The sequence below is a fragment of the Flavobacterium sp. N1994 genome (assembly GCF_025947145.1).
Classification (GTDB): Bacteria; Bacteroidota; Bacteroidia; order Flavobacteriales; family Flavobacteriaceae; genus Flavobacterium.
Map to the genome: position 1 here is coordinate 2,215,018 of NZ_CP109999.1, position 22,786 is coordinate 2,237,803.

Sequence of the window (22,786 nt, forward strand, 5' to 3'; positions counted from 1 at the left end):
ATGGTATTTTCGAAAAAATCATTCCTTTTTAGTATAGTAGCTTTTATTGCATTTTTACCTTCAGTAACATTGGCCAATTCACCTGAGGCAACATCTGAAAACAAAGAGTCTGTTGCTAAAGAAAGTCAAGACCCAAAAGCTGAAATAAGAGAACAAATTGATGAAGTAAAAAACCATCACGTTTTAGATGCACACAGTTTTAATTTCTTTGGCGATAAAGAAACCGGAAAAGAATACGGATTTCCATTACCAATCATCCTTTGGGATGTTGATGGTCTTCATGTTTTTTCATCTTCAAAATTCGATGATGGTAAAGCAGTGGCAGAAGACAAAGGAAACTATTACGTTTTACATCACGAAAAAATCTACAAAACAGACGCTTCAGGAACTTTAACAGGAGAAGGAGAACATCCAACTAATGCTAAACCCCTTGATTTTTCTATCACAAAAGGAGTTTTCTCCATGTTAGTGATTGCTCTTTTAATGTTCTTATTGTTTAGAAGTTTAGGAAACTCTTATTCCAAAAATGGTGGAGTAGCTGCAGGTGCTGGTAGATTTTTTGAGCCGATTGTATTGTTTGTTCGTGACGAAATTGCGATTCCAAATATTGGAGAGAAACATTATAAAAAATACATGAGTCATTTATTGACTGTATTTTTCTTCATTTGGTTCTTGAACGTGGTTGGTATGACACCATTCGGAATCAATGTTACAGGAAATATTTCGGTAACTTTTGGATTAGCGGTTTTAACTTTCATCATTACTACATTTACAGCTAAGAAAGACTATTGGATGCACATCTTCTGGATGCCAGGAGTTCCTGTTCCAATGAAATTTATTTTAGCACCAATTGAACTTATTGGAGCGATTATCAAACCTTTCTCCTTAATGATTCGTTTGTACGCGAATATGTTTGCAGGTCACCTTGTAATAATGAGTTTGATAGGAATGATGTTTGTTTTCAAAAGCTGGATAGGAAGCCCATTAACCTTTGGACTTTCATTCATCATCTCATTAATTGAAATCTTAGTAACGCTTTTACAAGCTTATATCTTTACTATGTTAACCGCTTTATATTTTGGTGCGGCTGTTGAAGAACACCACCATGATGAAGCACACTAAATTGAATGTTTAATTAAATATATATACATTATGGAAGGAAATCTTCACCTTATTGGAGCAGGATTAGTAGTTATTGGAGTAGGTATTGGTATTGGTAGAATCGGTGGTTCTGCATTAGATGCTATCGCTCGTCAACCAGAAGCTACAGCAAAAATTCAAACAGTGATGCTTATTGCAGCGGCACTTATTGAAGGTATCGGATTCGCAGCGTTATTTGCTGTATCTTAATCCAAAAAAACAATAAACTAAAAGCTGCAACGGTTGGTTGTAGCTTTGGTTTATCTTTAAAAGAATAAAAAATTACACTATACATTACATAATAGATACAAATTAAATTATGGAAAAGTTAATAAATGATTTCTCGTTCGGATTGTTCTTCTGGCAAACGTTAATTTTCTTGTTGTTGATTTTCTTATTGAAAAAATTCGCATGGAAACCTATTTTGGATGCGGTTAATGAAAGAGAAGAAGGCATTAAGAATGCATTGCTTTCAGCTGAAAATGCTAAAAAAGAAATGCAAAATTTAAAATCGGATAATGAAAAATTATTAGCCGATGCTAGAGTTGAAAGAGACGCGATGCTAAAAGAAGCAAGAGAAATTAAAGACAAAATTGTTTCTGAAGCTAAAGAAGAAGCTCAAGTGCAAGCAGGAAAAATGATTGAGCAAGCTAAAGCGGCCATCAATAGCGAAAAAAATGCTGCTATGGCGGAATTGAAAACTCAAGTATCTAGCTTGTCTATTGAAATTGCTGAGAAAGTATTAAGAAACGAATTGGCTGACAAAGGAGCTCAAACCAAATTGGTGGAGAAAATGTTGGATGACGTTAAATCAAATTAATTAGTATGTCAAGAGCTGCGATTAGATACGCGAAAGCAATTTTAGAAACGGCGGTTTCAAGCGGAAAAGCCAGCCAGGTTAATGAAGATATGAAAAGTATCTTTACTACTGTTGGTTCTAATGCTGATTTGAATGAATTTTTGGCAAGTCCCATCATCGCTTCTGATTTGAAGATGAATGCCTTGACAGAAGTTTTTAGTTCAGTTCAAGGAGAAACTAAATCGCTTTTCAGATTGCTACAAGAAAACAAAAGATTTGAACTTTTAGTTAACATTGCTTTTCAATTCAGTGCTCAGTTTGATGAGATGAACGGAGTTGAGGTAGCTAAAGTAACTACTGCTTTTCCAATGGATGCTGCTCTAGAAGCAAAAGTTTTGGCAAAAGTGGCTACGATTTCAGACAAAAAAATAACTATTGAAAATACTGTAGATCCTAGTATTATTGGAGGATTTATATTGAGAATTGGAGATAAACAATACAATGCTTCTGTGGCCAACAGATTGCAAGAATTAAAAAGAGAGTTTAGTAATTAATACCATTAAAGAGATATCAAAATGGCGGAAATTAAAGCTGCTGAAATTTCAGCAATATTAAAGAAACAAGTAGAAGGATTTCAATCTGGAGCTACGTTAGAAGAAGTAGGAACTGTTCTTCAAGTGGGTGATGGTATCGCTCGTGTATACGGTTTGTCAAACGCACAATATGGTGAGTTAGTACAATTCGATAACGGGTTAGAGGCTATCGTTTTGAACTTAGAAGAAGACAATGTTGGGGTGGTACTTTTAGGACCATCAACTGGAATCAAAGAAGGGTCAACTGTAAAAAGAACACAACGTATTGCTTCCTTAAAAGTAGGAGAGCAAATCGTAGGACGTGTTGTAGATACATTGGGTAACCCAATCGATGGTAAAGGACCAATCGGTGGTGAACTATTTGAAATGCCATTGGAAAGAAAAGCTCCTGGAGTTATTTTCCGTCAACCGGTAACAGAACCATTACAAACAGGTATCAAATCTATCGATGCGATGATCCCTGTAGGTAGAGGACAACGTGAGTTGGTTATTGGTGACCGTCAAACGGGTAAAACTACCGTTTGTATCGATACCATTTTGAATCAAAAAGAATTCTATGATGCAGGTCAACCGGTATTCTGTATCTATGTTGCTATTGGGCAAAAAGCTTCAACAGTAGCTGGAATTGCTAAAACATTAGAAGAAAAAGGTGCTATGGCTTACACAATTATTGTGGCTGCTAACGCTTCTGACCCTGCTCCAATGCAAGTATATGCTCCAATGGCAGGTGCTGCTATCGGAGAGTATTTCAGAGATTCAGGTCGTCCTGCTTTGATTATCTATGATGATTTATCAAAACAAGCGGTGGCTTACCGTGAGGTGTCTTTGTTGTTAAGAAGACCACCAGGTCGTGAGGCTTATCCTGGAGACGTATTTTACTTACACTCTCGTTTGTTAGAAAGAGCTTGTAAAGTAATTGCGGATGATGATATCGCGAAAGACATGAATGACTTACCAGATGCCTTGAAACCAATTGTTAAAGGTGGAGGTTCATTAACAGCTTTACCAATCATTGAAACACAAGCGGGTGACGTTTCTGCTTATATCCCAACCAACGTAATTTCGATTACTGATGGACAGATTTTCTTGGATGGAGATTTGTTTAACTCGGGAGTTCGTCCAGCGATTAACGTAGGTATTTCGGTATCACGTGTTGGAGGTAACGCTCAAATTAAATCGATGAAAAAAGTAGCAGGTACTTTGAAACTGGATCAAGCACAATTCCGTGAATTGGAAGCGTTTGCTAAATTTGGTTCTGACTTAGATGCGGTTACTTTGAACGTAATTGAAAAAGGAAAAAGAAACGTTGAAATCTTGAAACAAGCGGTAAACGATCCTTATACAGTAGAAGATCAGGTGGCTATTATCTACGCAGGTTCTAAAAACTTGTTGAGAAACGTTCCTGTGAACAAAGTAAAAGAATTTGAAAGAGATTATTTAAGCTACTTAAACAACAAGCATATCGATACTTTAAAAGCTTTGAAAGCTGGTAAATTAGATGATAACATTACGGATGTTTTAGAAAAAGCAGCTAAAGAAATTTCAGCAAAATATAATTAATAAAGTGAATAGTAATTAGTGATTAGTAATAAGCTAGTCACTAGTTACTGCTTACTAATTACTTAAAATAAAATGGCAAACTTAAAGGAAATACGTAATCGAATTAGTTCCGTTTCATCTACGATGCAAATTACATCAGCGATGAAAATGGTTTCTGCCGCAAAGTTGAAAAAAGCACAAGATGCTATTACAGCGATGCGACCTTATGCCGAAAAATTAACCGAACTTTTGCAAAATGTTAGCTCCACTTTAGATAGTGATGCTGGTGGAGAGTTCACTTCTCAACGTGAAGTAAATAAAGTTTTGATTGTTGCTATTACTTCGAATAGAGGATTGTGTGGTGCTTTCAACACTAACGTTGTGAAACAAGTAAAAGTGGTGGCAGAGGCTTATGCCGGAAAACAAGTAGATGTTTTTGCTATTGGTAAAAAAGGGGGTGATGTTTTGAGAAAGACCATTAATGTCCTTGGTTACAATAATACTGTTTATGATGATTTGACTTTTGATAGTGTAGCTTCTATTGCAGATGATTTAGCTCAAAAGTTTACTTCTGGGGAGTATGACAAAATTGAAATTGTTTACAACCAGTTTAAAAATGCAGCTACTCAAATCGTTCAAAGCGAGCAATTTTTGCCATTAGCTCCTATTAAATCAGACGTTCCAGTTTCAGCGGGTGATTATATTTTTGAGCCTTCTAAAGAAGAAATTGTATTGACTTTGATTCCGAAAGCATTAAAAACACAATTGTATAAATCTATTCGTGATTCTTTTGCTGCAGAACACGGTGCTCGTATGACTGCTATGCACAAAGCGACTGATAACGCAACGGAATTGAGAAACCAATTGAAATTAACTTATAACAAAGCTCGTCAAGCGGCTATTACTAATGAGATCCTAGAGATTGTTGGTGGAGCTGAGGCTTTGAAAGGATAATAAAAAATTCAAATAATTATGATAAGGCGTTTAAGAAATTAGACGCCTTATTTATTTAAATGATATAACAAAAAGTCATAAAAATCAGCCTTGTCTTCTTGATAACTTTTATAGGTACTTATTTTTCCATAATGGCCTGAATCATCTCTTGTTTCAAGGGATACTGGGTTTTTTTGTGCAGTCCTATTTTGTAATCGAGCGGCAAATTTATAGGAATGAAAAGGCGGTACCCGATCATCGTTTTTAGACGTTATGATTAACGTAATTGGATAGTTTACATTTTCTTTAATGTTGTGATAGGGAGAATAGGAATATAGGTTCTCAAAATCAGTTTTGGTTTCAGGGTTGCCAAATTCGTCTAAATGATATCGGCCCACGGTATATTGATCAAATTTCAACATATCAAAAACCCCAACTTTAGGGATTACTACTTTAAACAAATCAGGACGTTGTGTCATCGCTACACCTACCACTAATCCGCCATAGGAGCCGCCACTTATTGCTAGTTTTTGAGATGAAGTATATTTTTCTTTTATCAAATACTCAGCCACATCGATGAAGTCATTGAACGAATTCATTTTCTTTAATCTCATTGCTTCCTTGTGCCATTTTAATCCTTTTTCCCCACCACCTCGAATTTCGGCAAAACAAAATACACCTCCTTTTTCCAAAAAATACATCAAAGCAGAATCATAATTGGGTTCACTAACAACGCCAAACCCACCATAAGCCTGAAGTAATGTTGGGTTATTCCCGTTTAATTCAGTTCCCTTTTTATAGAGAATGGTAATAGGAATGTCTTTATTGTCCCTGCTTTTAACATCAATTGATTTGGTGATAAAATGATCTAAAGAAAAGAGGGTGCCTTTTGGAACGATATAATCGTTATAAAAATTGCGAACCTCACCAGACTCTATATTTAATTTAAAATTTTGTGGTGCCACGGTATAAGAATAAACACTTATGTAAAGGCTATTACTTTTAGGATCATAAAATTTTATATCAAAAGTTGTCCCTTCTGGGGAATCGAATTTCCGAACAAACTTACCAGTTTCATCATAAGCAATCACATAGTATTTGTTTTTAGTTTTGTATTTGCAAAAAATATAACCTTCTGTAAAAACGGCATCCACAAGAAGATTATTATAGATTTGTGGTATGAAAACGGTTTCTTCGTTTTTGTTAGAAAGGTCAAAAGCCCTAATTTCACCCCAATCGTATTCTTTACCCGAGAAATACACTTTATTGTTATTATAATTTAGAAAAGTAAACATGGTATCATCTAATTCTAAGAACTTTTGCAAATGATACTCTTCTTCATTTAAAGAAGCAGAATAGTAGTTTTTATTGGGATTCTTACAATCAGATTCGATAATGATAAGCCTGTCTTTTTTAATAAAATAAGTAAAGTGGTTTCCTGTTTTTGTAGCATCAAATACCAATTTATCATTTTCCTGAATGGTTCCTATTTTGTGATAGTATAATTGATAAGTTGAATCTTTTGCAAACGTATTTTGATTTCGGTTTCGCATATAAAAAATTCCATCGTCCTTGTTCCAAGACATTCTTGAAAACTTAATGTTTTTTATAATGTCATCTACAGCATTGGCTTTATCAAAAGGGACAAATCTAATTTCGTGTTTGTCGCTACCATCTGTACTTACCTCACAAGCCATATATTTTGAGTTTTTTGACGGATTGTAATTCATCAAAGTAGCGGTGGTGTTTCGGTAAATTTTAAAAGGATTAAAAAGCTCAATTGCCTGATCGTTTAATTCTTTTCGATAAAACAATACGGTGGGTTTGCCTTTTTCAACTATATATCTGGTATAAAAGTAGGCCTCTTTTTTAGTTGGAAGACTATTGGAAGCAAAAGCATCATATTCATTAATTTTCCGAACAATATCATATTCTTTTTTTACCTCCTCGAAATGAAGATTAGTCGTTTCGTTTTGAGCATTTGCCCAATTTTTAACTTCATCAGAATCCATGTTTTCCAACCAGGAATAATTGTCGGGATAAGAAATATTAAATTTCGAAACCTTATTATCTTCACTTTTAGTGACGGGATATTTTTGAGCAAAAAGTAAAACAGGAAATAACAACAAATAAGTAACAAGAGATATTCTTTTCATAAAAAGGAGATATTGTAAGTAAATGTAACAAAAAGCAGATGTTTTACAAATTTCCTTTAAAGTAATTAGGTAAAAGGGTATTTCATAAGTCATAATATTTTACTGCAGTTGCAAGAATTCTTTAGTTTGACGCTAAACGAATTAAACAATATCATGCGAAAGATTATCACCTTAGCAAAGGGCATAATTGATGGTACTGCAATTTTATAATTACGCGTTATGATTTCTAACAATAGGCAGCCACGAGTAATTATCAACGTAGCTTCGAAGGATTGTTGAAGCCGCCTGATTTTTTTGTCAAGGCAGTGTAATTTTTTCAAATGAATTTTCATTTGGCAATGACAATAAGCGTTGGCTCTTTTTTTATTACTTTTAAATAAAAAATATCTCATGGAAATCAAAGAACTTACTTCGTTAGAAGAAATGTTGCCACAATTTGATTTGATGCATTTAATGTATACCAAAATGACACCTGAAAAGTATAAATCCTTTTTAGAAGTAATGATTCCCAATCATTATTCACAGGTCGCGGTTTTTGAAAATGGCCAATGTCTTGGGGTTACCGGACTTTGGTTCCAAACCAAACTCTGGTGCGGAAAAGCTTTGGAAATAGATAACTTTATTGTGCATCCTGACCATCGTTCTAAAGGAATTGGCAAGATGATTTGTGATTTTGTCGAGTCTAAAGCTAAAGCATTGGGTTGTACCAATATTGTGTTGGATGCATACACTAGTAACTTCGCAGCACACCGTTTTTACTATAATCAAGGGTTTGGCCCTAAAGGTTTTCACTTCGTCAAAATTTTAGATGCAAACGGCCTAACATAAACCAAAGAAATAATTACTTTTGTTACCATTCCAAACCCTTATTCAACACTTTGAGTTTATATAAAAATCTTTTCAAACAAACTGCCATTTACGGATTAGCCACGGTTTTGCCGAGGATGTTGAGCTTTTTGCTTAACCCGTTGTATGTAAAAGTGTTGCCCAAAGGGGAGTTTGGAGAAGTGTCTATCATCTTTGCGTATCTGGTTTTTTTGAATGTGATTTTGTCTTATGGAATGGAAACGGCCTTCTTTCGTTTTTATAATTTGGAAGAGGATAAAAAGAAAGTGATTTCTACGGCTACGATTTCTATTTTTTGGACGTCGTTGTTGTTCTTGGGTTTTGGACTTTTATTCCGAAAAACATTAGGTCATTGGACTGATATTGACCCTCAATTTATCACTTATACCGTTTGGATTTTGGTGCTTGATGCTTTGGCTGTTATTCCATTTTCAAAGCTTAGAGCCAACAAAAGACCGATGGTTTATGCGGCGATTAAGATTGGAAACGTGATGACGAATTTGTGTTTGAATGTCTTTTTCTTATTGGCTTTGCCTAAATTGGCTCAAGGGAATCCGAATGGATTTTGGAGCACTATTTATTATGATCACTTTCAAATAGGTTATATTTTTATTTCCAATATTATTGCTAGTTTGTTGACATTCTTGGTGCTATCCCCAGATTATTTTCAACTCAAAGGGAAGTTTGATAAGGTACTTTGGAAGAAAATGTTGAATTATGCTTACCCTATATTAATTGCTGGAATTGCGTTTGCCATCAACGAACATTTTGATAAAATCTTATTGGAAAAAATGCATGTAAGCAAAGCCGATATTGGAGCTTATTCTGCTTGTTATAAATTGGGATTGTTCATGGTTTTGTTTCGAACGGCTTATACTTTGGGTATCGAACCGTTTTTCTTTAGTCATGCGAGTAATGAAAACGCACCGCAAACCTATGCGACTATTACCAAATATTTTGTGATTTTTGGTTCGTTTATTTGTTTGTTCGTTATTGTTTTTGCTGATTTGTTTAAAAGAGTTTTAGTTCCTAATCCTGATTATTGGGATGCTATGAAGATCGTGCCGCTGATTGTTTTAGCGAATTTCTTTTTGGGGATTTATACGAATCTTTCCGTTTGGTATAAGTTGATTGATAAGACTAAAGTGGGAGCCTATATTTCCTTGGTTGGAGCTGCTGTAACACTTTTATTGAATTTTATTTTAATCCCGATAATGAGTTATACGGGCTCGGCTATTGCTACGATTGCAGCTTATGGAAGTATGATGATTATTTCCTATCAAATGGGGAAAAAGAAATATCCAATACCGTATGACTTTCCTAAAATTTTCAGTTATTTGGGATTGACTGTAGTACTTTCGGCGCTTTCGTTTTACATACCGTATGTTAGGGAAAGTTATCTTTTAAAAATTGTTTTACTATCGCTGTTTTTATATTTCATTTATCGTAACGAAAAAGAAACCTTATTAAGAATAGCCAAACGAAAATAAACTATGCAAATTAAAATCATCAACAAGTCGCAACACGATTTGCCTAATTATGAAACCATTGCTTCAGCAGGAATGGATTTAAGAGCCAATTTATTGGAACCAGTAACCTTGAAACCTTTGGATAGAGCCATAATAAAAACAGGTTTGTTCATTGAGCTACCTATTGGATACGAAGCACAAGTAAGACCAAGAAGTGGTTTGGCTGCAAAGAAAGGAATTACGGTTTTGAATTCTCCTGGTACAGTTGATGCCGATTATAGAGGAGAAATCGGTGTGATTTTAGTAAATTTATCCCATGAAAATTTTGTGGTGGAAAACGGGGAAAGAATAGCCCAATTAATCATTGCCAAACACGAACGAGCGGAATGGATTTCTGTTCAAGAATTATCAGAAACATCGAGAGGCGAAGGAGGTTTTGGAAGTACCGGAGTAAAATAAAAAATAAACAGTTTCAATACATAAAGCATGAAAATAATAGTTCCAATGGCAGGTCGCGGATCACGTCTTCGCCCACATACTTTAACTATACCAAAACCTTTAATTCCTATTGCAGGAAAACCAATAGTGCACCGTTTGGTGGAAGATATTGCGGGGGTTTTAAATCAAAAAATTGACGAAGTAGCATTTATCATCCATGAAAGTTTTGGTAAAAAAGTAGAGGAAGATTTGATTGCTATTGCCCAAAAATTAGGAGCTCAAGGCACCATTTATTATCAAAATGAAGCATTAGGAACAGGTCATGCAATTATGTGTGCCAAAGATTCTTTAAGCGGACCAGCGGTTATTGCTTATGCAGATACTTTAATTCGAGCTGATTTCGATTTAGATAAAACTGCCGATAGTGTTATTTGGGTAAAACAAGTGGATAAACCAGAAGCTTTTGGCGTAATTAATTTGAACGAAGCCAATGAAATTATTGAGTTAGTTGAAAAACCAAAGGAGTTTGTTTCTGATTTGGCAGTGATTGGTATTTATTATTTTAAAGATGTAGCGGTTCTGAAAAATGAATTGCAATCTGTTTTGGATAATAACATTATTCATGGCGGCGAGTATCAAATTAATGATGGAATAAAACAAATGATGGCCAAAGGCATGAAATTCGTTCCAGGAAAAGTGGATGAGTGGATGGATTGTGGTAACAAAGATGTGACCGTGGAGACCAATTCAAGAATGTTAGGCTTTTTGCATAATGATGGAGAACATTTGATTGATTACGATGTGAAATTGGAAAACTCGAATATCATTCCACCATGCTATATTGGAAAAGATGTGGTTTTAATTGATGCCGTTGTGGGACCAAATGTTTCCTTAGGCGATGGTTGTCATGTTCAAAATGCTCAGATTAAAAATAGTTTGATTCAAAATCATTCTCATATCAAAAATGCTCACTTAGACAATGCCATGATAGGAAATCATGCTAGTTTTGATGGAGATTTTACTAGTATTAGTATTGGAGATTATTCCGTTTTAGAATAAAAAAAGTAAATGAAAAAACTTGGAATTTATAGTTTGTTGTTTGGAATGTTTTTCATTCCCAATATCATCATGGCTCAAAACGAACCGAATAATGATGTTGTCACTATAGACGATGGATTTCAAGATTATTTTTACGAAGCTATAAAGCAAAAAAGTATTGAAAACTATGATAAAGCTATAGAAGCTTTAGAAAAAGGGAAGGCCATTGAGCCCGAAAACCCGATAGTTTATTTTGAATTAGGGAAGAATTATTTAGCTCAAAAGAGATACAAAGACGCTTACGATAACTTTGAAAAAGTTACCCAAATGGAACCTAAAAACCGTTGGGCTTGGGTGGGGATGTATGACGTATGTTATGAAACCCATGATTACAATCAGGCGATTGTTATTGTTGAAAAATTAGTAGAATTCAAGGAAGATTACAAAGAAGATTTGACTTCATTGTACATGAATACACAACAATTTGACAAAGCCTTAGACCTTATCAATGAATTGAATGAGAAGTTTGGGAAGACAGAAAAACGTGAATTGTATAAAGCCACTATTCTAAAAGATTCTAAATACCAATCGGTAGAAAAGAACAATTTGATAGAGCAAATTAAGAAGTTCCCCAAAGAAGAATCTAACTACATAGCTTTGATTTATCTTTATTCTCAAAGTAATCAAGAAGAAAAAGCTCAGGAAATTGCTGAGAAATTGGAAAAAGCTATTCCAACTTCTGATTGGGCACAAGTGAGTTTGTTTAAATTTTATTTGAATAATAATAATGGAGATGATGCCGTAAAAGCGATGAACATTGTATTTCCAAGTAGAAAAATAGATTCTAAAATTAAGCATCGCATGTTGAATGAGTTTTTGCTTTTTGCTAAAAACAATCCAAAATTCGAAACCGATTTAGACAAAGCCATTTCTTATTTTGACAATGATAAAGAGATCAATGTTGCCAAAGAAATAGGAAAATTTTATTATTCAAAATCGGATTGGGATAGAGCTATTAAATATTTTGAAATGCATTTAAAAAGTGCTGCTGACGATATTGAAACCCAGCTTTTACTAATGCAAGCTCATACCGAAAAGCAGCAGTTTAGTGTTTTAGTAAAAAAGGCAGATGATTTAACACAACTTTTTCCAACACAACCTCAATTTTATTATTACGCGGGTTTGGCCAACAATCAACTTGGAGCTTTCAAAAAAGCAGCAACCATTTTAGAATCAGGATTGGATTTTGTAGTTGATGATGAAGCATTGGAAATCAATTTCAATATTCAATTGGGTGAAGCCTACAGTGGATTGGGTGATAATAAGAAAAAAGAAATGTATTTTACCAAAGCCAATGAGCTTATAAAAAAACAAAAAAAATAATGAAAAAAGGATTGTGTATTCTAGTTGTTATTTTTTTAGTGTCTTGCAAATCAAAAGCGGTTTTGGTTGACACAAAAATTCCACCAGCAATAGTAAAAGTTGATAGTGCGCTAACTTCTGTAAAAATAATTCAAAATCATTACAATAATAAAAATGATTTTTCGACGTTATACATAAGAGCCAGCGCTAAATACAGAGATGACAAAAACGCTCAAAATGTTTCGGCTGAGATTAAAATAAAAAAAGGCGAGCAGATTTTAGTAAGTATTCGTTTCCTCGGTATAACCATGGCAAAAGCATTGATAACGCCAACACAAGTGAAGTATTATGAAAAAATAAACGGAACTTATTTCGAAGGAGATTATGAAGCTTTAAGCCAATGGCTTGGTTCAGATTTAGACTTTAATAGAATTCAGAATATGTTATTAGGGCAACCCATTGACGATTTAGCAAAAGGGAAGTATACTTTATCGGTAACAGATGAGTCTTATAAATTAAACACAATGGAAGACCAATCTTTTAAAACATTTTATTTTGAAAAAGCGCATTGCTTTCTAACAAAACAAGAAATTAATCAGCCCGAAAAAGAAAGAGATTTAGAAGTAAATTACCCTAATTTTCAGGATTTTGCTTCAGCAATTTTACCATCAGGGTTGTTTATTAAGGCGATTCAAAAGAAAGGAGAAACTACGATTTCTATAGACTATAATTCAGTTACTTTTAATGAAGATCTTACTTTTCCCTATAGTGTTCCTGAGGGATACGACAGAATATTTATTAATTTAGATGATCAAAATAAATAAAAAATGCCAAAATCTTTTTTAACTTTTTTGTTTCTATGCTTCGCAATTCAAATGTGGAGTCAACCGCCAACTCAAGAGCAATTGGAAGAGCGTAAAGCCAAAATCCAGATGGAAATACGCGAAAAAGAAGAGCTGTTGAATTCTATGAAGAGCAAAGAAAAAACAGTGGTCAATCAATTGATGATTCAAAAAGAAAAAATTGGATTAAAAGAAAAATTGATAAAAACAACGGAAAAACAAACCAAGTTGTTGAACAATGACATCTATATCAATCAAGTAAAAATAAATCAATTAAATCGTGATTTAGAGCAATTGAGAAAAGACTATGCTGCAATGATACTAAAGTCTTATAAAAGCCGTTCAGAGCAAAGTAGAGCTATGTTTTTATTGTCGTCGGAAAACTTTTTGCAAGCCTATAAAAGAGCTCAGTATATGAAGCAATATGCGAGTTATAGAAAAATGCAAGGACAGGAAATTGAAGCAAAGACAAAAGAATTAGTTGGGTATACTAGTAAAATTGTTGTCCAAAAAACAGCTAAAGAAAAGCTTATTGTTGAAAATGAAAACGAAAAGAAAGAACTAGTCAAAGAAAAAGAAGAGCAAGAAAAAATAGCGATTCAAATTCAAAAAGACAAAGGGAAAATTACAGCAGAGATTAAAAAGAAACAACAAGAAACTAGAAAAATTGATGCTCAGATTCAAAAATTACTTCGTGAAGCCATTGCAGCAGCTAACAAAAAAACTGCAGCGGCAAGAGCAAAAGCGAACCCAAAAACAACTACTGCTGAATCGACAAAAGCGGTTGAATCCTCTGCTAAAATTGTATTGACCCCAGAAGGACAGTTAGTAGCTAATAATTTCAGAGCCAACAAAGGGAAACTACCCTGGCCTGTTGAAAAAGGTGTTGTTACTTCAACTTATGGTGAGCATCCACATCCCGTAATTAAAACATTAATAGTTCAGAACAGCGGTGTTGAGATTACTACAGAAAGTGGAGCTTCAGCGAGAGCCGTCTTTGGCGGAGAAGTGACTAAGGTAATTAAACTATCACCTTTAAATATTGCTGTTTTTATTCAGCACGGAGATTATTTTACGGTCTATCAAAACTTAAGTAGTGTTAACGTTAGTGCTGGCGACAAAGTTTCTACTAAACAAATTTTAGGCAAAATCAGAACTAATGGAGATACAGGAAAAACAGTATTGAAGTTTTTAATTCTTCAAAACATAACTCCTAACAATCCAGCGAGTTGGCTGTTTAACATGTAATAAAAAGTCCCGAGTTAATCGGGACTTTTTTGTTATATGAACAAAGCTTTTAATTCGGTTGCATCGTGTGGGTTCATTTTTCCTGCCAGAACTAAACTAAGTTGTTTTCGGCGTAAGGCAGCGTCAAATCTTAGTTTTTCTAATTCTGTTTCAGGTTCTATAGGAGGAACAGATACTGGATTTCCTGTTTCATCAACGGCTACAAAAGTGTAAATAGCTTCATTAGCTTTAGTTCTGATACCAGATTCTCTATCTTCTAACCAAACATCAATGTAAATTTCCATAGAAGAATTAAAAGCTCTTGAAACTTTGGCTTCAACGGTTACAACACTGCCTAATGGTATAGCTCGGTTAAAAGCCACATGATTTACCGATGCGGTAACCGTAATTCTACGAGAATGTCTACGAGCCGCAATGCTTGCTGCTCTGTCCATTCGGGCTAGTAATTCGCCACCAAAAAGATTATTTAAAGGATTCGTTTCGCTTGGTAAAACCAAATCGGTTAATACGGTCAATGATTCTGACGGGTGTTTCGGATTCATAACAAGTTTTTTGCAAAGGTAATGACAGTCCATAAAAAATCCCGAGGTCATCGGGATAAATTTTATTATTCTTGAATCAAAAGCCAAGCCTCTTTATTGTCTAATTTTTGAATGTCTTTCATCACTTGATGAGCTTCAGAATAACTAGTATAACTTCCGTAGAGTACTGGGAATAATCCATGTTTGTTTGGCGCTAATCGTTTGGCGTTTGTAAATCCTAATTTGATAAGTCTTTGGTATTGTTCTTCTGCATTACTTTCGATTCTAAAGGCACCAGCAACAACGCAATAAGGCATTTTTTCTGATGGTGATGGAACTGTCAGTGTTACTGAAGGCAATGGATTTGAAATATAGAAAGTAGCTTCTTGTATTTTTTGATTTACTTTTTTCTGAACATTAGTTTGAACTAAAAGTGTCTCTTCGGCAATTTTATTTTCGTAAAATTTGTACCCAAAGGTTCCTGCAATTCCAGCTGCTACTAAGAAAACAGCAGCATATTTCAGCCCAGTATAATTACTTCTTTTTTCTGGCGTGAAAAGAATAGGTGCTTTTTCTTCTAGTTGTTCAATTTCTTCTTTATAAACTTCTCGTTTTACAGAAGGAGAAACAAAAGAACTTAATCCAAAAGAAGCTGTATGATAATTGATTTGATCTGTCGGAACAAAAACGATATTCATTTCTGAATTCAATGAAAAATCTCCAATGTTTTTGATGGAGTAATTACCCAATTCTTGAATTTTTGTTTTCCAATGCGACACCTCATTTTGAATAGCATTTACAGCAATTTCATAAGGTATTTTTTCAGCTTCTGCCAAATGGTTTGCTAATAATCCGTCATTATTTTTTATGAAAGGATTAAAAGAAATTAACTTTTTTGGGGGATAAAATGAATTTGAACTTTCGTTCAACTGCGCCGATTGGAATTCGGTTAAAAAAGCACCAAATCCAGGAACGGTAACACATTGATAACGATATAATAATTGGGAAATGTAATGTTCAATCTTCATGTCAACAAATTTAGAGAAACAATAGTAGTATCAAAAAATTATTCACAAAATTTATTAACAATCCCAAGAAAAAATTACTAATTTGCGTAGTAAATTACTGATATGAATTCGGAAGAACTTTTTCACCTTTTAGCATTATTACAGGTTGATGGCGTTGGCGATATTGTGGCCAAAAAACTTATAAATCATTGTGGTTCAGCAGAAAATATTTTCAAAGCTAAAGGGAATCATTTAAAATCTATTGATGGAATAGGAGCTATTTTGATTCAAAAACTAAAAGATAAAACTGTTTTCGAAAAAGCAGAACAAGAATTACATTTCATAGAAAAAGAAAAAATAAAGGTTTTGTATTTTCAAAATGAGAATTATCCAGAACGATTAAAACAGTGTATAGATGCGCCTGTTTTGCTTTTTTCAACGGGAAATATAAATCTTGAAAATAGAAAAGTAATTAGCATTGTTGGGACAAGGCAAATTACATCATACGGAACTGAATTTTGTAAAAAACTGATTGAAGATTTAGCTCTTTTCAACCCGATAATCGTTAGCGGTTTTGCTTATGGTGTAGATATTGTTGCGCATCAAGCGGCTATAGATTATCAATTACAAACTATCGGAGTTTTAGCGCATGGTTTAAACCAAATTTATCCCAAAACACACAAGAAATACATTTCAAAAATGGAATCAAATGGCGGATTTCTAACCGAGTTTTGGAGCAATTCTAATCCAGAAAAAGAAAATTTTGTCAGACGGAATAGGATTGTTGCCGGAATGTGTGAAGCTACAATAGTTATTGAAAGTGCTGAAAAAGGAGGCTCATTAATTACAGCTACTATGGCGAATGATTATAACAGAGATGTCTTTGCTGTACCAGGAAGAACTACGGATAAATATAGTCAAGGCTGTAATAATTTAATCAAAACGCAACGTGCTAATGTGTTAACTTCTGCAGCAGATTTAGTTTATATGTTGAATTGGGAGATGCAGTCAGAAGCTAAGAAAGACAACAAGGTTATTCAAAAACAATTATTCATTACCCTTGATGAAAATGAAAAAATAATCTATGATTATCTTCAAAAGAACGGAAAACAATTATTGGATATTATTGCTCTTGAATGCCAATTCCCTATTTTCAGAATTTCATCACTTTTATTAAACATGGAATTAAAGGGCGTGGTTAGACCTTTGCCAGGTAAATTATTTGAGGCTGTTTAAATTTACTCAAATCCCAATTTTGTTCTGACTTTCTGCAAAACACCATTAGCAATTGTTCCTGCTTTTGTTGCTCCTTGTTTAAGTAGGGCATCAACTTCTGGAAGGTTACTCATGTAGTAATTGTATTTCTCTCTTTCTGTTTTGAAATTAGCGATGATTAACTCAAACAATTCTTGTTTGGCATGACCATAACCAAAATCTCGGTTGATATTGGCATATTTAGTTCTCATTTCAGCGATTTGATCTGAATTGGCAATCAATTTATAAAGACCAAATATTTTACAAGTATCTGGATTTTTAGGTTCTTCCAATGGAGTACTATCCGTTTCTATACTCATGATTTGCTTACGCAAAGCTTTATCCTCAAGGAAAATATTGATGATGTTTCCACGAGATTTACTCATTTTTTGACCATCGGTTCCTGGAACATACATAGTATCTTCTTGAATTTTTGCCTCAGGAATGACAAAGGTTTCTCCCATTTGATGATTAAAACGAGAAGCCACATCACGGGTGATTTCGATGTGTTGCAATTGGTCTTTACCAACAGGAACAAAATTGGCATCATATAGTAAAATATCAGCAGCCATAAGCATTGGATAGGAAAAGAGACCCGCATTTACATCTTCTAATCTATCGGCTTTATCTTTGAAGGAATGCGCTAGAGTCAAACGTTGAAAAGGGAAAAAGCAGCTCAAATACCAAGACAATTCAGCCGTTTGAGGCACATCGCTCTGACGATAAAAAATTACTTTATTAACATCTAACCCGCAAGCTAGCCAAACCGCTGCAGTGCTATAGGTGTTTTGACGAAGTTCATCACCGTTTTTTATTTGTGTAATCGAATGTAAATCAGCAATAAAAAGAAATGATTCGTTTGTTGGATTTTGAGATAGTTTTATGGCAGGTATAATTGCACCCAATAGATTTCCTAAATGAGGCGTTCCTGTGCTTTGAATTCCGGTTAATATTTTTGACATTTTCAACTTTTTTCTAATCGCAAAGTTAAACCTTTGTATTAAAAATTGCATCCCTTTCATTACATTTGACAACATGAGAGTATTAAAAATTGTTTTTTGGACATTGTATCGTATTTGGTTTTACGTTTTGATGGCGATTCCAATACTTATTATGTTTCCTTTTTTAGTTATTTCCATACTCAAAGAAACATGGTATCCTTACTTTTTTGCGATGGCTAGAATTTGGGCTAAAGTCATATTGTTTGGCATGGGGTTTTACCCCAAAGTGGAAACAGAAGAAGAAATTAAAGAAGGCGAAAGTTATATGTTTGTCTCCAATCATACTTCTATGACAGATATTATGTTGATGCTTTCGGTGGTTAAAAATCCATTTGTTTTTGTGGGTAAAAAAGAGTTGGCCAAAATTCCTCTTTTTGGATTTTTTTATAAAAGAACTTGCATCTTGGTCGACAGAAGCAGTTCAAAAAGCCGTATGGAGGTTTTTGAAAGGGCTCAAAAAAGATTAAATCAAGGATTCAGTATTTGTATTTTTCCAGAAGGAGGAGTTCCTGATGATGAATCAATTGTGTTGAGTGAATTTAAAGATGGTGCTTTCCGATTAGCTCTTGATCATCAAATACCAATTGTTCCAATAACTTTCGCGGATAATAAAAAACGGTTTTCTTATACTTTTTTTAGCGGAAGTCCTGGACAAATGAGAGTAAAAATCCATCATTTTTTTGACACCAAGAATCAAAATCCTGATTATAAAAAAACACTCAAAGAGAACGTAAGGCAGGTTATTTTGAAACAACTTCAAAAGTTCAACCCATAAAAAAAAGAGTCTCGAATTTTGAGACTCTTTTCTGTTATTACTCGAAAGCAATAACCCCTTTAACTAATTTTAAAACTAACCTAACTAGAATCGGTAGCTAATTCCGCTGTAAATCCCAAAGAGATAAGGTTTGAAATTACCGGCGTTTGAGCTGAATGTGTTTAACTGATATTTCACAGTTGGTTCAATATTGAATTCAAAAGATTTCATAAAAGTATATTTTAGTCCTAATCCAAGATTGGTGCTAAAATGGATATCATTTAAATTATTGGCTTGACCAAGAACGGTATCTCTATCGTCTGATAGAAGCGTTAACCTATTTTCTTGAAGAAAAAGGGTGCTAAAACCACCAATAATTTTGAAGCCAAATTTTTTATCCAAAATGGCGTAAGTCATTTCTACTGGCATTTCTATATAACCTATTTCTTGTTTAAGAGAACCTTTATTTTCGTGTACAAATGAATTTTCAAAAGGTAATAATCCCGTTTCCGAAGCTGTATTAATAATAGTATTAGCGTCACTTTGTACATGTATCATAGCGCTTGATGACGTAGGGGTAACATTAGTAAGCATTTTGGCTTGAATACCAGTAAAGAAAACAATATCATTGGTATTGTAATTCATTTTGAGTTTATTCAGACCTGTTCGGATTGAAAACTTTGAATTTACAGCATAACTTACACCAATACCAAAACCAACATTGGTGTTGTAGGATTTAGAATTTTTAGAAAGTGTAGAATCAATAGGTGAGCCATTGGAAACAGAACCTAAAAAAATAGGGGCAACATTTGAGGTTAATTGCCACCTATTTCTTTTAGATTCCTGCTTTACTTTGCTTTCTTTTTCATTAAGCAATTCTTCCAACACATTGTTAGCAACACTGTTTTTCTTTACAGTGTCGTTTACTTTCTTTTCAATTTCTTTTGTTGCAATTTTTGAGATATTATTTTCTTTTAAATCATCAAGATTGATGGGTGCTTTTTTAATTGATTCTTTATTTTCTTCTTTGTTTTTGTTTACAGAAGCTTCTGTTTGAACTATTTGATTCTCTTGCTTGCTATTGTTTATGTCTTTCTCAGCAATTGATTGTTTGCGGTTTTTTGTATTATGCGCTATTTCTTGATTGTAATTTTTTTCAAAAACAGATTTACTTGCTGGAATTTTATGTTGATTAGAATTGAATTTGTTTTTCAAAGAACGATCATTTGACATTCCTCCTTCTGCGACACTAGAAGTTGAATAGGGAACTGTTTTTTTAATAGTCTTTTTTTCTTCAGAAACGGTATTCTTTTTAATGTCGCCAGAAGACTCGTTGGACGAATTTTGTACTGTAGGATTTGAATTAAGGTTAGATGAATTACTTTTTAATTCATCAGGTTGGGTTTTTTCTTTTTCAATATTTTGTGGGTTACTTGGATTAGAATTTTTTCCATTTACAAGAGGGTTTTCCGTTTTAATTTCACCAGAAGAGAATGATTTCGAAAGCAAGAAACCAAGTAATAAAATTGCTGCTACTCCAGATAATTTCCACCAAAAAGGAATAACTCTTCTTCGTTTTTTTTCATCGAGTTTTGCTTCAATGTTTGCCCAAACCTCTTCAGAAGGATTGGCTTCAAAATCTTTGAATTTCTCTTGAAATAATCTATCTATATTTTTTCTTTCACTCATTTTGCAGAAGGAAATCTTTCGTGTTCTTCGTTTTTATAGTGTTCTATTTTTTCTTTTAAAATCATTTTAGCTCGAAACAAATTTGATTTTGAGGTGCCAATATTGATGGATAGCATTTCAGCAATTTCAGCATGCGAATAATCATCGATAACATAAAGGTTAAAAACCAACCGGTAACGATCGGGTAATTCCTGAATAATTTTTAACAAATAATCAAGCGATATTTCGTCGTTGTCAATTTCTATTTCAAACTCTTCTGTTACGTCTTCATTAACCAAGCTTAAAAAGGATTGATTTCTATAGTGTTGTAAAACATTATTAATCATCACGCGTTTTAACCAGCCGTCGAAAGAACCTTTAAAAGAGTATTGTTCAATTTTATTAAAAATCAAAATAAAACCATCTTGTAAATTGTCTTGAGCCTCAGTATAATTGCGTGAATATTTTAAGCATACGGCAAACAGTTTTGGCGAGTATAATCGGTATAACTGTTCTTGTGCTTTTCTATCCTTATTTTTGCAATCATTAATGAGTTGATTTAAATCCAATTTTCAAAAATTGATCGTTATTTAATTTGTCACGGGCACTTCATATTGTAAAAAAATAGCTTGACCGTTAGCATCTTGACCTTGGTAAAATTTAAAAATATACGAACCATTACTAGTTACATAAAAATTAAAAGTGTAATCTGCAACCGCATCAGCAGTACTCAATTCATGACAATCGCTTCTTTGTGCTACGGCATTTTCAATGGCAACAGTTCTTACATTTAAATCTTTATCATAATACAACGAACTAAAGGAATAACAAGACGTTGGTTTTGTGTAATGAACCTTTATTGGATAAGTTTGACCTAAAATAAAATGGTCTGGAATATCAACACTTTCTATCGGTCGTAATTCGAATAAATAATTTGTGTCACTGTCTGGGGTACAAGAATTAAATAAAAAAAATAGAGCTAAAAGAGATAGTATTCTTTTACTCATTGTATAATATTTTTTTTGGTATTCGTGAATCTGCGATTTCATGATTATAATTGATTTTGCTGTTAGGATGTAATTTTAAAAAAATGGTTGCGTTAAGGTAATAAAAAAACCCGAAAATTTTCGGGTTTGTAGTGTTAAGCATTGTTCTCTTTGATGAGGTCTTTTATTTTTTGTTCTAATTCGTCGGCTAATTCTGGATTATCTTTGATTAAAACTTTGACCGCATCCCGACCTTGACCTAATTTAGTGTCGCCATAGCTGAACCATGATCCCGCTTTTTTGATAATTTCAAATTCAACGGCTAAATCTAGAATTTCACCAGTTTTAGAAACTCCTTCGCCATACATTATATCGAATTCAGCAGTTTTGAACGGTGGAGCTACTTTGTTTTTTACCACTTTCACTTTGGTTCTGTTTCCTATTACATTTTCACCATCTTTAATTTGAGAGGAACGGCGAATATCCAAACGGACAGATGCATAAAATTTTAAAGCATTTCCTCCAGTTGTAGTTTCTGGATTCCCAAACATAACTCCGATTTTCTCTCTCAATTGGTTAATGAAGAAAACAGTACAGTTAGTTTTACTAATAGTTCCAGTTAATTTTCTCAAAGCTTGAGACATCAAACGAGCATGTAATCCCATTTTGGAATCACCCATTTCTCCTTCTATTTCACTTTTTGGCGTTAAGGCAGCAACCGAGTCAATTACTACAATATCAATAGCTCCAGAGCGAATTAGGTTTTCGGCAATTTCTAGAGCTTGTTCTCCATTATCAGGTTGTGAAATGATCAAGTTTTCAATATCTACCCCTAATTTCTCAGCATAGTTTCTATCAAAAGCATGCTCAGCATCAATGAATGCAGCAATACCTCCCGCTTTTTGCGCTTCGGCAATGGCGTGTAAAGTTAAAGTTGTTTTTCCTGAAGATTCAGGCCCATATATTTCAATCACTCTACCTTTTGGATAACCATTTACCCCTAAAGCTAAATCTAAACCAAGAGATCCAGAAGGAATTACTTCAACTTCTTCTACGGCTTTGTCTCCCATTTTCATGACAGTTCCTTTTCCGTAAGCTTTGTCTAATTTATCGAGTGTTAGTTGTAATGCTTTTAATTTGGCTTCTTTTTCTGAACTCATTTTTTATAAATTTTGTGGCATAAAAATAATGC

The 22,786-nt window shown here is 33.8% G+C and carries 23 protein-coding genes; 15 read left to right on the forward strand and 8 right to left on the reverse strand.

Features of this window, described 5'->3' with window-relative positions; translation table 11 throughout:
• The 6 genes from atpB to atpG all read left to right on the forward strand — a co-directional run bounded on the left by atpB (position 1) and on the right by atpG (position 5,025).
• The gene (gene atpB / locus OLM53_RS09860) at positions 1-1,122 is read left to right on the forward strand and encodes a F0F1 ATP synthase subunit A (protein WP_264520065.1); all 1,122 of its coding nucleotides are present in this window, start codon (positions 1-3) and stop codon (positions 1,120-1,122) included.
• Between the two features lie 30 nt (positions 1,123-1,152).
• Positions 1,153-1,350: an ATP synthase F0 subunit C gene (atpE, locus tag OLM53_RS09865; protein ID WP_264520066.1), complete on the forward strand. Its 198-nt coding sequence runs from the start codon at positions 1,153-1,155 to the stop codon at positions 1,348-1,350.
• A 109-nt stretch (positions 1,351-1,459) separates the two neighbouring features.
• The gene (locus tag OLM53_RS09870) at positions 1,460-1,960 is read left to right on the forward strand and encodes a F0F1 ATP synthase subunit B (protein WP_264520067.1); all 501 of its coding nucleotides are present in this window, start codon (positions 1,460-1,462) and stop codon (positions 1,958-1,960) included.
• On the forward strand, positions 1,960-2,493 hold the full coding sequence (gene atpH / locus OLM53_RS09875; protein WP_264522443.1) for an ATP synthase F1 subunit delta: 534 nt from the start codon (positions 1,960-1,962) through the stop codon (positions 2,491-2,493). Before OLM53_RS09870 ends, atpH begins: the two co-directional genes overlap by 1 nt.
• A gap of 21 nt (positions 2,494-2,514) precedes the next feature.
• On the forward strand, positions 2,515-4,092 hold the full coding sequence (atpA, locus tag OLM53_RS09880) for a F0F1 ATP synthase subunit alpha (protein WP_264520068.1): 1,578 nt from the start codon (positions 2,515-2,517) through the stop codon (positions 4,090-4,092).
• Between the two features lie 72 nt (positions 4,093-4,164).
• On the forward strand, positions 4,165-5,025 hold the full coding sequence (atpG, locus tag OLM53_RS09885) for an ATP synthase F1 subunit gamma (RefSeq protein ID WP_264520069.1): 861 nt from the start codon (positions 4,165-4,167) through the stop codon (positions 5,023-5,025).
• A 47-nt stretch (positions 5,026-5,072) separates the two neighbouring features.
• Here atpG and OLM53_RS09890 read toward each other — a convergent pair whose 3' ends face one another.
• Entirely contained in the window at positions 5,073-7,160 is a 2,088-nt protein-coding gene (locus OLM53_RS09890) for a prolyl oligopeptidase family serine peptidase (RefSeq protein WP_264520070.1), read from the reverse strand.
• 390 nt (positions 7,161-7,550) lie between these two features.
• On the opposite strand from OLM53_RS09890, the gene OLM53_RS09895 reads away from it, so the two are divergent.
• Genes OLM53_RS09895 through OLM53_RS09925 form a run of 7 tightly spaced genes read left to right on the forward strand, consistent with a single transcriptional unit; the run spans position 7,551 to position 14,403 of the window.
• Positions 7,551-7,988, forward strand: a complete 438-nt coding sequence (locus OLM53_RS09895; RefSeq protein ID WP_264520071.1) for a GNAT family N-acetyltransferase — start codon at positions 7,551-7,553, stop codon at positions 7,986-7,988.
• Positions 7,989-8,038: 50 nt separating this feature from the next.
• Positions 8,039-9,496: a lipopolysaccharide biosynthesis protein gene (locus tag OLM53_RS09900; RefSeq protein ID WP_264520072.1), complete on the forward strand. Its 1,458-nt coding sequence runs from the start codon at positions 8,039-8,041 to the stop codon at positions 9,494-9,496.
• A gap of 3 nt (positions 9,497-9,499) precedes the next feature.
• Positions 9,500-9,934 (forward strand): dUTP diphosphatase, encoded by a 435-nt coding sequence (dut, locus tag OLM53_RS09905; protein WP_264520073.1) that lies wholly within the window; start codon positions 9,500-9,502, stop codon positions 9,932-9,934.
• A gap of 27 nt (positions 9,935-9,961) precedes the next feature.
• Complete coding sequence (locus tag OLM53_RS09910; RefSeq protein WP_264520074.1) at positions 9,962-10,972, forward strand: sugar phosphate nucleotidyltransferase; 1,011 nt, start codon at positions 9,962-9,964, stop codon at positions 10,970-10,972.
• A 9-nt stretch (positions 10,973-10,981) separates the two neighbouring features.
• Positions 10,982-12,334, forward strand: coding sequence for a tetratricopeptide repeat protein (locus tag OLM53_RS09915; protein WP_264520075.1), 1,353 nt, complete (start codon positions 10,982-10,984; stop codon positions 12,332-12,334).
• Positions 12,334-13,137 (forward strand): DUF4292 domain-containing protein, encoded by an 804-nt coding sequence (locus tag OLM53_RS09920; protein WP_264520076.1) that lies wholly within the window; start codon positions 12,334-12,336, stop codon positions 13,135-13,137. Before OLM53_RS09915 ends, OLM53_RS09920 begins: the two co-directional genes overlap by 1 nt.
• A 3-nt stretch (positions 13,138-13,140) precedes the next feature.
• Entirely contained in the window at positions 13,141-14,403 is a 1,263-nt protein-coding gene (locus OLM53_RS09925; RefSeq protein WP_264520077.1) for a murein hydrolase activator EnvC family protein, read from the forward strand.
• Positions 14,404-14,435: 32 nt separating this feature from the next.
• On the opposite strand, the gene OLM53_RS09930 is transcribed toward OLM53_RS09925, so the two are convergent.
• Together OLM53_RS09930 and OLM53_RS09935 are read right to left on the reverse strand one after the other, a co-directional pair.
• Complete coding sequence (locus OLM53_RS09930) at positions 14,436-14,945, reverse strand: acyl-CoA thioesterase (RefSeq protein WP_264520078.1); 510 nt, start codon at positions 14,943-14,945, stop codon at positions 14,436-14,438.
• Positions 14,946-15,010: 65 nt separating this feature from the next.
• The gene (locus tag OLM53_RS09935) at positions 15,011-15,952 is read right to left on the reverse strand and encodes an SPOR domain-containing protein (RefSeq protein WP_264520079.1); all 942 of its coding nucleotides are present in this window, start codon (positions 15,950-15,952) and stop codon (positions 15,011-15,013) included.
• Between the two features lie 102 nt (positions 15,953-16,054).
• Here OLM53_RS09935 and dprA point away from each other — a divergent pair, with 102 nt between their 5' ends.
• A complete protein-coding gene (gene dprA / locus OLM53_RS09940; protein WP_264520080.1) occupies positions 16,055-17,167 on the forward strand; it encodes a DNA-processing protein DprA in 1,113 nt (370 codons plus the stop codon).
• Positions 17,168-17,169: 2 nt separating this feature from the next.
• On the opposite strand, the gene trpS is transcribed toward dprA, so the two are convergent.
• Positions 17,170-18,147 (reverse strand): tryptophan--tRNA ligase, encoded by a 978-nt coding sequence (gene trpS / locus OLM53_RS09945; RefSeq protein WP_264520081.1) that lies wholly within the window; start codon positions 18,145-18,147, stop codon positions 17,170-17,172.
• A 73-nt stretch (positions 18,148-18,220) separates the two neighbouring features.
• On the opposite strand from trpS, the gene OLM53_RS09950 reads away from it, so the two are divergent.
• Positions 18,221-18,961 carry a lysophospholipid acyltransferase family protein gene (locus OLM53_RS09950; RefSeq protein WP_264520082.1) on the forward strand — a complete coding sequence of 247 codons (741 nt, stop codon included), beginning with the start codon at positions 18,221-18,223 and terminating at the stop codon, positions 18,959-18,961.
• A gap of 84 nt (positions 18,962-19,045) precedes the next feature.
• Here the strand turns inward: OLM53_RS09950 and OLM53_RS09955 are convergent, their stop codons facing one another.
• The 4 genes from OLM53_RS09955 to recA all read right to left on the reverse strand — a co-directional run bounded on the left by OLM53_RS09955 (position 19,046) and on the right by recA (position 22,754).
• Positions 19,046-20,629, reverse strand: a complete 1,584-nt coding sequence (locus OLM53_RS09955) for a hypothetical protein (RefSeq protein ID WP_264520083.1) — start codon at positions 20,627-20,629, stop codon at positions 19,046-19,048.
• Positions 20,626-21,177, reverse strand: coding sequence for an RNA polymerase sigma factor (locus tag OLM53_RS09960; protein ID WP_264520084.1), 552 nt, complete (start codon positions 21,175-21,177; stop codon positions 20,626-20,628). The genes OLM53_RS09955 and OLM53_RS09960 overlap by 4 nt, the downstream gene beginning before the upstream one ends.
• A 21-nt stretch (positions 21,178-21,198) precedes the next feature.
• Positions 21,199-21,657, reverse strand: a complete 459-nt coding sequence (locus tag OLM53_RS09965) for a hypothetical protein (RefSeq protein WP_264520085.1) — start codon at positions 21,655-21,657, stop codon at positions 21,199-21,201.
• 92 nt (positions 21,658-21,749) lie between these two features.
• Positions 21,750-22,754 (reverse strand): recombinase RecA, encoded by a 1,005-nt coding sequence (gene recA / locus OLM53_RS09970; RefSeq protein WP_162126762.1) that lies wholly within the window; start codon positions 22,752-22,754, stop codon positions 21,750-21,752.
• Positions 22,755-22,786: the final 32 nt, after the last annotated feature.